The sequence below is a fragment of the Streptomyces sp. CBMA29 genome (assembly GCF_014596445.1).
GTDB lineage: Bacteria > Actinomycetota > Actinomycetes > Streptomycetales > Streptomycetaceae > Actinacidiphila.
Map to the genome: position 1 here is coordinate 1 of NZ_MECL01000245.1, position 8162 is coordinate 8162.

The window sequence follows — 8162 nt, forward strand, 5'->3', positions numbered from 1 at the left end:
GGAGGAATAATCCCAGTCGCGCACAGCGTCCTCGCTGTGTTCTGTTCTTCAAAGGAACCTCGTCTCGTAACGAGACGGGGTATCAACATATCTGGCGTTGACTTTTGGCACGCTGTTGAGTTCTCAAAGAACGGAAGCTTCCTTCAGACCGTTTCACCGGCCCTCCGGGCTTTCCCTTCGTCGTGTCTCCGACTTTAGCAGAAGCTATTCAGTCGGAATTACCAACCCCATTCCGAGCACACACGTTTCCGCGGGTCTCGTCGAGGCGGTTGTGCCAACGTACTGGACTCCCCCGCCCGGAGCAAATCGACCGCGGCTGTTCCGGTCGCGGTGACAGTCACGGTGGCTGAGGGTGGCCGGATGACAGACTTCCGATCGGGAAGGGTCATCACGTGGTCGCTTCCGCTCGGGCGGAATCCATACTTGACATGACTTAGGCTGCTCTCGCGGCATCGCCGTCCGGTGACAGGCAGTGACGGCGTCTTGAGCTCCGCATATAGGAGGCTTCCCATGACGACCGTTTCTTCTCCGCTGGCTGGACGGGCCATCGGGCTCGCGGCCGTGCCCGACCCCGTGTTCTCCGGCGCCATGGTGGGACCGGGTACGGCCATCGACCCCGTGCGCGAGTCGACGGTGGCGGTGTCCCCGGTGGACGGAGTCATCGTTTCTCTGCACCCGCACGCGTTCGTCGTCGTGGACGACGAAGGGCACGGAGTGCTGACGCACCTGGGCATCGACACCGTTCAGCTCAATGGCGAGGGATTCGAGTTGCTGGTGTCCAAGGGCGACACCGTCAGCCGCGGCCAGGAGGTCGTCCGGTGGAATCCGGCGGCCGTCGAGGAGGCCGGGAAGTCGCCGGTGTGTCCCGTCGTCGCGCTCGAGGCCACGGTGGAGGCGCTCGGCGAGGTCACGGAGAGCGGCGAGATCGAAGCGGGCGGCACTCTCTTCACCTGGAAGTAGTCCCGCGCTCCGCCAGGAGTCAGGCCAGCGGGGGCACGAAACCTACGCGGCGGCGTCATCGACCCGTCGCATCGACCGGAGACGGGTGAGATGGAGACAACGCTGCGAGGCGTCGGTGTCAGCCACGGTGTGGCGATCGGCGAGGTACGGCACATGGGCACCGCTGTTCTGGAGCCGCCTGCCAAGCAGATCCCGGCGGACGACGCTCCGCGCGAGCAGGGCCGGGCGCGGCAGGCCGTCGAGGCGGTGGCCGCCGATCTGACCGCGCGCGGTCATCTCGCGGGCGGCGAGGCGCAGGCGGTGCTCGAGGCGCAGGCGCTGATGGCGCAGGACCCGGAGCTGCTGGCCGACGCCGAGCGCCGGATCGCGGTGGGGAGTACGGCCGAGCGTGCGGTGTACGACGCGTTCGCCTCCTACCGGGCGCTGTTGGCGGGTGCGGGTGAGTATCTGGCCGGTCGGGTCGCGGATCTGGACGACGTACGGAACCGGATCGTGGCGCGGCTGCTGGGTGTGCCGATGCCGGGTGTGCCGGACAGCGACGAGCCGTATGTGCTGATCGCGCGTGATCTGGCGCCTGCGGACACGGCGTTGCTCGACCCGGCGTTGGTGCTCGGTTTCGTCACCGAGGAGGGCGGGCCGACCAGTCACAGCGCGATTCTGGCGCGGGCGCTCGGGGTGCCGGCCGTGGTGGCGCTGCCGGGTGCGGGTGAGCTGGCCGAGGGGACGCTGATCGCGGTCGACGGCAGCACCGGTGAGGTGTTCGTCGAGCCGGACGAGGAGAAGCGGACCGCGCTGTCCGAGGCGGCCGCGGCCCGGAAGGCGGCGCTCTCGGCGTCGTCGGGTCCTGGCGCGACGTCGGACGGGCACAAGGTGCCGTTGCTGGCGAACGTCGGCGGGCCGGCCGATGTGCCCGCGGCGGTGGCGGCCGGGGCGGAGGGCGTGGGTCTGTTCCGTACGGAGTTCCTGTTCCTGGACGACTCCTCGAAGGCGCCGACGGAGGACAAGCAGGTTCAGGCGTACCGCCAGGTGCTTGAGGCGTTCCCCGAGGGCCGGGTGGTGGTGCGTGTGCTGGACGCGGGCGCCGACAAGCCGCTGGAGTTCCTGACGCCCGCGGACGAGCCCAACCCGGCGCTGGGTGTGCGGGGGCTACGGTCGCTGCTCGACCACCCTGAGGTGCTGCGGACGCAGCTCACCGCGTTGGCGAAGGCGTCGGAGGGGCTTCCGGTGTATCTGGAGGTCATGGCTCCGATGGTGGCGGACCGTCAGGACGCGAAGGCGTTCGCGGACGCGTGCCGTGCGGCGGGGCTGCGGGCGAAGTTCGGCGCGATGGTGGAGATTCCTTCGGCGGCGCTGCGGGCGCGGTCGATTCTCCAGGAGGTCGAGTTCCTGTCGCTCGGCACCAATGACCTTGCGCAGTACACCTTCGCGGCGGACCGGCAGGTCGGTGCGGTGTCGCGGCTTCAGGACCCGTGGCAGCCCGCGCTGCTCGACCTGGTGGCGGCCTCCGCGGACGCGGCTCGGGCCGAGGGCAAGAGCTGCGGTGTGTGCGGTGAGGCGGCGGCGGATCCGCTGCTCGCGTGTGTGCTGACGGGTCTGGGTGTCACCAGCCTTTCGATGGGTGCGGCGTCGATTCCTTATGTGCGGGCGACGTTGGCGAAGTACACGCTGGCGCAGTGCGAGCGGGCGGCCGCCGCGGCTCGGGCGACCGACAGCGCCGATGAGGCGCGGCGGGCGGCGAGGGGGGTGCTGTCCGGCGAGTGAGCTGACACCGGCTACGGCGCCGGTCGGGCCGGTTGTCGGAGGGCGTTCCACCCGTGTGGGGTGGGGCGCCCTCCGCCGTTCCGTCGTCGGCCCGGTGTTCCGCGCTAGCCGGTCCCGTGATCCGGCCTCTCCCTCACGCGAGGGGTCCGAAGGGTCCGATCGGGCCGATGTGGTCGATGGGCGGTGGCGGCAGGGGGAGTCCCGCGCGGTAGACGACGCCGTGCTCGGGCGGTACGGGGTCGCCGGTGGCGGCGTCGGTGCAGTAGGCGTTGAAGACCTCCGCTTCGGTGAGCGGGTGGAGGTGGCCGTCGCGCAGGGACCAGCCGCGTACGGTGTCGGGCCGTTCGTCGTCGTGGGTGGTGCGCAGGACGACGCCTCCGGTCCGGCCGGTGGCGGTGCTGGCGGCCATGACGGTGCAGAGCACGAGGGCGTCGTTCTCGGCGAGTTCGATCGTGTCGTCGGTGTCGGCGTGGACGTGGACGGCGGCGAGCAGCGGGCCGTCGTCGGCGGGGAGGCTGCACACGACGTGGTGGGTGCCGGGGCCGACGGTCTCGATGAGGCGCAGCAGGGTGTCGGAGGCGCGGTCGAAGGCGCAGTGGGCGAGGTCTTGTCCGCAGTCGGGGCAGGTGCCGGCTCGGGTGAGGGCGTCGGTGGCGCTCTCCCAGGTGGCGCGGCGGTCGGCCTCGTGGGCGAGTTGGGCGCGCAGCAGGGTGAGGGACTGGCTGGTGTAGGTGACGGAGGGACCCGCGGCGGTCGCTTCGGCGGTGTAGTGAGTGCGGGTGGTGGCGCTGTCCGGGGGCTGGCGGGTGGTGGTGCAGTAGTCGGCGTAGGCGTCGGGGTCGAAGAGTGTGACGGCGATGTGGTGGCCCTGGGCGTGCAGGTGGCGGAGGAAGGCGTCGACGGCGTGCAGATACTGTGCGTAGTTGTCGAAGGCGAAGGTGCGGTGGTCGGTCAGGGCCGCGAAGTCCTCGCCGTCCAGGAGCAGGGCGACGACGGTGGGGGCTTCGCGGCGCAGTGCCCGGCGGTGGGCCGCGCGGTGCCGGGGAGGGCGCTGTGCCTGGTCGGTGCGCGCGTGGCGGTTCTTGCGGTGGGTGGCGCGGTTCTTGGTGCTGGACATGCTTCCCCCTCGGTGTGGCACCGGGGGTCCCGATGACCCCTGGTGCTCACTCACCGTAACCGGGGGCACTGACAACGGCGGTTCCGCGGCGCCGGGTGCGGTCGGTCGAGGCGGCGGTGGACGGCGGCGGTCCGGCTGATGACCGATCCGGCGACGGCGGAACCGACAGGGGTTGAGGCGCCGCACCGTGACGGGGGTGGTCGGTGAGGTGTCAGCGGCGCTATTGACGGGGGCGGCACCGGTCAAGTATCCAGATCCTGGGCGGCATTGGTACAGACCAAATGGGAGTCCGGCATGCGAAGATCCCTCACACTCCTCCTCGCGCTCTTCGGCACGCTCGTCCTGTTCCTCGCTCCTCCCTCCTCGGCGGCCGGCGGCGTCGGCGCGGCCTTCGCCAAGACCTCGGACTGGGGCAGCGGCTACCAGGCGCAGTACACGATCACCAACGGCAGCGGTTCCGCGATCAGTTCGTGGAAGGTCGAGTTCGACCTGGCCTCCGGCAGCAGCGTCGGCAGCTACTGGGACGCGCTGCTGACCCAGTCCGCCGCGTCCGGCGGCACGCACTACACGTTCACCAACCGCGACTACAACGGGACGCTCGCGCCGGGCGCCTCGGCCGTCTTCGGCTGGGTGGGTTCGGGAACGGCCACCCCGGCCAACTGCAAGCTCAACGGGGCTTCTTGCGACGCGGGCGGCGGAGGCGGCGGTTCCGACACCACGCCTCCGACCGTGCCCGGCGGCGTCACCGTGGGCTCGCCGACCAGTTCCTCGCTGACCGTGAAGTGGAACGCCTCGACCGACAACTCCGGTTCCGTGGCCGGTTACGAGGTCTCGCGCAACGGCGGCACGCCGGTCGCCGTGACCGGCACCTCGTACACCGCGACGGGTCTCGCGGCGTCCACCGCGTACTCCTTCCAGGTCCGCGCCAAGGACGCGGCGGGCAACTACTCGGCGTACAGCGCGGCCGTCAGCGGCACCACCGGCGCGATCGGTGGCGGCGGGAATCCGAACCCCGGCGTGATCCGCACCGCGCCGTACGTGGACATGGGCGCCTGGCCGACGCCGAGTCTCACGGCGATGTCCCAGGCGAGCGGCGTGAAGAGCTTCACGCTCGCCTTCGTCACCTCGGCGGGCTGCAAGGCGTCGTGGTTCAACGCCTATGACCCGCGCCAGGCGTGGGCGAAGGACCAGATCGACGCCATCAGGGCGGCCGGCGGGGACGTGAAGGTCTCCTTCGGCGGCGCGAGCGGCATCGAGCTGGCCCAGGCGTGCGGTTCGGCCAGCGCGCTGGCCACCGAGTACGGCGCCGTGGTCGACGCGTACAACCTGTCCTACGTCGACTTCGACATCGAGGGCTCGGCGGTCGCCGAACCCGCGTCGATCGCCCTGCGCTCACAGGCGTTGGCGCTGCTCCAGCAGTCCCACCCGAGTCTGCGGATCTCGCTGACGCTGCCCGTGCTGCCCACCGGTCTCGACGCGAACGGGCTGAACGTGGTCACCTCCGCGAAGAACGCGGGTGTCAACCTGGACATGGTCAATGTGATGGCCATGGACTACTACCAGAGCGTCGACTACGGCGACGCGGCGGTCCAGGCCGCCAACAGCCTTTTCGGGCAGCTCAAATCGCTCTACCCGAGCAAGTCCGACGCCCAGCTCTGGGCAATGGTCGGAGTGACACCGATGCTCGGCCAGAACGACGACGGACACGTCTACGACCAGGCCGACGCCCGTCAGCTCGTCGCCTTCGCGCAGAGCAAGCACCTGGGCATGCTCTCGTTCTGGGAAGAGGGCCGGGACGCCAACGCGTGCACCGGCGCGACCTACAAGTGCACCAACATCTCGCAGTCGCCGTACGAGTTCTCGAAGATCTTCGCGGCGTACACCGGATGACGACGTCCTGCCGAAGTGCCGCTCAGCGGCTGAAGTGACCTTCTACGAGCGGCCCTTCGCGCGTTCGGCGGCGAGCCGCTCGTAGAAGCGCAGCACTCCGAGGTCGTCCACCGAGCCGGGGTTGACGGCCTTGTCGAGCGCGGTGCCCTGGAGGAGCCGTTTGACGGGGACCTCGATGCGCTTGCCGGTGAGGGTGTGAGGGACGCCGGGGACGGCGATGACCTCGTCGGGTACGTGGCGCGGCGAGAGCTGGGCGCGGATCGCGGCGCGGATCCGGTCGCGCAGCGCGTCGTTCAGTTCCGCGCCGTCGGCGAGCTGCACGAACAGCGGCATCCAGTAGCCGCCGTCGGGCTGTTCGATCCCGATGACCAGCGACTCGCGGATCTCCGGCAGGCGTTCGACGACCTCGTAGATGTCGGAGGAACCCATGCGGACGCCCTGGCGGTTGAGGGTGGAGTCGGAGCGGCCGTGGATGACGACGGTGCCGCGCGAGGTGAGGGTGATCCAGTCGCCGTGCCGCCACACGCCGGGGAACATCTCGAAGTAGCTCTCGCGGTAGCGGGCGCCGTCCGGGTCGTTCCAGAACCTGATGGGCATGGACGGCATGGGGTTGGTGACGACCAGTTCGCCGACCTCGTCGACGACCGGGCGGCCCTGCGCGTCCCACGCCTGCACGTCGGTGCCCAGGCACGGCGCTTGGATCTCACCGATGTGCACGGGGAGGGTGGGGACACCGCCCGCGAAGCAACTGCACACATCGGTGCCGCCGCTGACCGACGCGATCCACAGGTCCTCCTTGACCTCGTCGTGCAGCCAGCGGAAGCCGTCGGGCGGCAGCGGCGAGCCGGTGGTGGCGACGCACTTGACGGCCGACAGGTCGACGTCACGGCCGGGGTGGATGTCCGCCTTGCGGCAGGCGATCACATACGCGGCGGAGGTGCCGAAGACGGTGGCGCCGGTCTGTTCCGCCACCCGCCACTGGGCGGCGACGTCGGGGTAGCCGGGGCTGCCGTCGTAGAGCACGACGGTGGAACCGGCCAGGAGTCCCGAGACCAGGAAATTCCACATCATCCAGCCGGTGGAGGTGTACCAGAAGAAGCGGTCGTCCGGGCCGAGGTCGAGGTGGAGTCCGGTCTGCTTGAGGTGTTCGAGCAGGATGCCGCCCTGGGACTGCACGATGGCCTTGGGCAGTCCCGTGGTGCCGGAGGAGTAGAGCACCCACAGCGGGTGGTCGAAGGGCACGGCCTGGTACGCGGGCGCGGTGTCGTCGCTGGTGAGATCCGCCCAGTCCAGGGCTCCTTCGGGGGCGGGCGTGCCGAGCAGCGGGATGTGCACGGTGGCGCGCAACGTGGTGAGCCCGGCGCGCAGTTCGGTGACGACGTCGGTCCGTTCGTGCCGCTTGCCGCCGTAGCGGTAGCCGTCCACGGTGAACAGCACGACGGGCTCGACCTGTTGGAAGCGGTCGAGGACGCTGCGGGCGCCGAAGTCCGGGGCGCAGGAGGTCCATACGCCGCCGACGGCGGCGGTGGCGAGCAGCGCGACGACGGCCTGCGGGATGTTGGGCAGATAGCCGCTGACGCGGTCGCCGGGGGTGACGCCGAGGCGGCGCAGGGCCGCGGCGAGCGAGGCGACCTGGCGGCTGAGTTCGGCCCAGCTCACCGTGCCGGTCTCGTGGCTCTCGTCCAGGTGCAGCAGGGCGGGGGTGTCCGCGCGGGCCGGGTCCAGAGCCGGGCGCAGCGCGTGCTCCGCGTAGTTGAGGGTCCCGCCGGGGAACCAGCGGGCGCCGGGCATCGAGGCGTCGGCGAGCACCGTCTCGTACGGCGTGCTGAAGCGGACGTCGTACCACTGCGTGATCGCGCGCCAGAAGGCGTCGGGGTCACGGACCGACCAGGCGTGCAGCGCGTGGTAGCTCGCGGCGGGGTCGCCGGGGACGGCGGCCGGGGCGCCGTACCGCTCGGCCGTCCAGTCCTGGAACCGGGTCACCTGCGCGCGGGCGATCCGCTCGGGTCCCGGCGTCCACAGGGGCTCCGGGCTGTCTGCGGGCTCGGGCGTGGTGCTCATATGGGCGGCTCCCCGGACGGTACGCGTCCTCGCGTATCTGCGGCTGGTCCCCTGCGGGCGGAATGTCCCGCCCCGGGCCTGGGCAGGACGATGCCATGTGATCGTCTGCCGCGCCAGGGCGGGATGGCCCACCGGTCGCGTGGCGGGGGCCCGCGGGGGCTCTGACGAGGGGTTCCGAGGGGGTGGTCCGGATCGCGGGGCGGCGATGGAAAGCCCTGTTTCCGGCTCCCGCCGAGGTTCCCGCCAAGATCCCTGGGAAGATCACTCACCGGGCCCGCGCGGGCCCGGCCCCGCCGCCGGGAGGGCACGGGCGTGCGAGGTGCGGTCCGGGTCGGCGGCGCCGGCGACCGGCACGGGTCGCGCACCGCCCCCT

General features: G+C 70.9%; 5 protein-coding genes. 3 read left to right on the top strand and 2 right to left on the bottom strand.

Annotation, left to right across the window (positions count from 1 at the left end; genetic code table 11):
- The first annotated feature begins 510 nt into the window (after window positions 1-510).
- Window positions 511-960, top strand: a complete 450-nt coding sequence (locus BGM09_RS33450) for a PTS glucose transporter subunit IIA (protein ID WP_188285496.1) — start codon at window positions 511-513, stop codon at window positions 958-960.
- A 90-nt stretch (window positions 961-1050) separates the two neighbouring features.
- Window positions 1051-2721, top strand: a complete 1671-nt coding sequence (gene ptsP / locus BGM09_RS33455; protein WP_188285497.1) for a phosphoenolpyruvate--protein phosphotransferase — start codon at window positions 1051-1053, stop codon at window positions 2719-2721.
- A 133-nt stretch (window positions 2722-2854) separates the two neighbouring features.
- Here the strand turns inward: ptsP and BGM09_RS33460 are convergent, their stop codons facing one another.
- Window positions 2855-3838 (bottom strand): hypothetical protein, encoded by a 984-nt coding sequence (locus BGM09_RS33460; protein ID WP_188285498.1) that lies wholly within the window; start codon window positions 3836-3838, stop codon window positions 2855-2857.
- A 294-nt stretch (window positions 3839-4132) separates the two neighbouring features.
- On the opposite strand from BGM09_RS33460, the gene BGM09_RS33465 reads away from it, so the two are divergent.
- Entirely contained in the window at window positions 4133-5728 is a 1596-nt protein-coding gene (locus BGM09_RS33465) for a cellulose binding domain-containing protein (RefSeq protein ID WP_188285499.1), read from the top strand.
- Between the two features lie 42 nt (window positions 5729-5770).
- On the opposite strand, the gene BGM09_RS33470 is transcribed toward BGM09_RS33465, so the two are convergent.
- Window positions 5771-7789, bottom strand: coding sequence for an acetoacetate--CoA ligase (locus BGM09_RS33470; protein ID WP_188285500.1), 2019 nt, complete (start codon window positions 7787-7789; stop codon window positions 5771-5773).
- Window positions 7790-8162 lie beyond the last annotated feature (373 nt).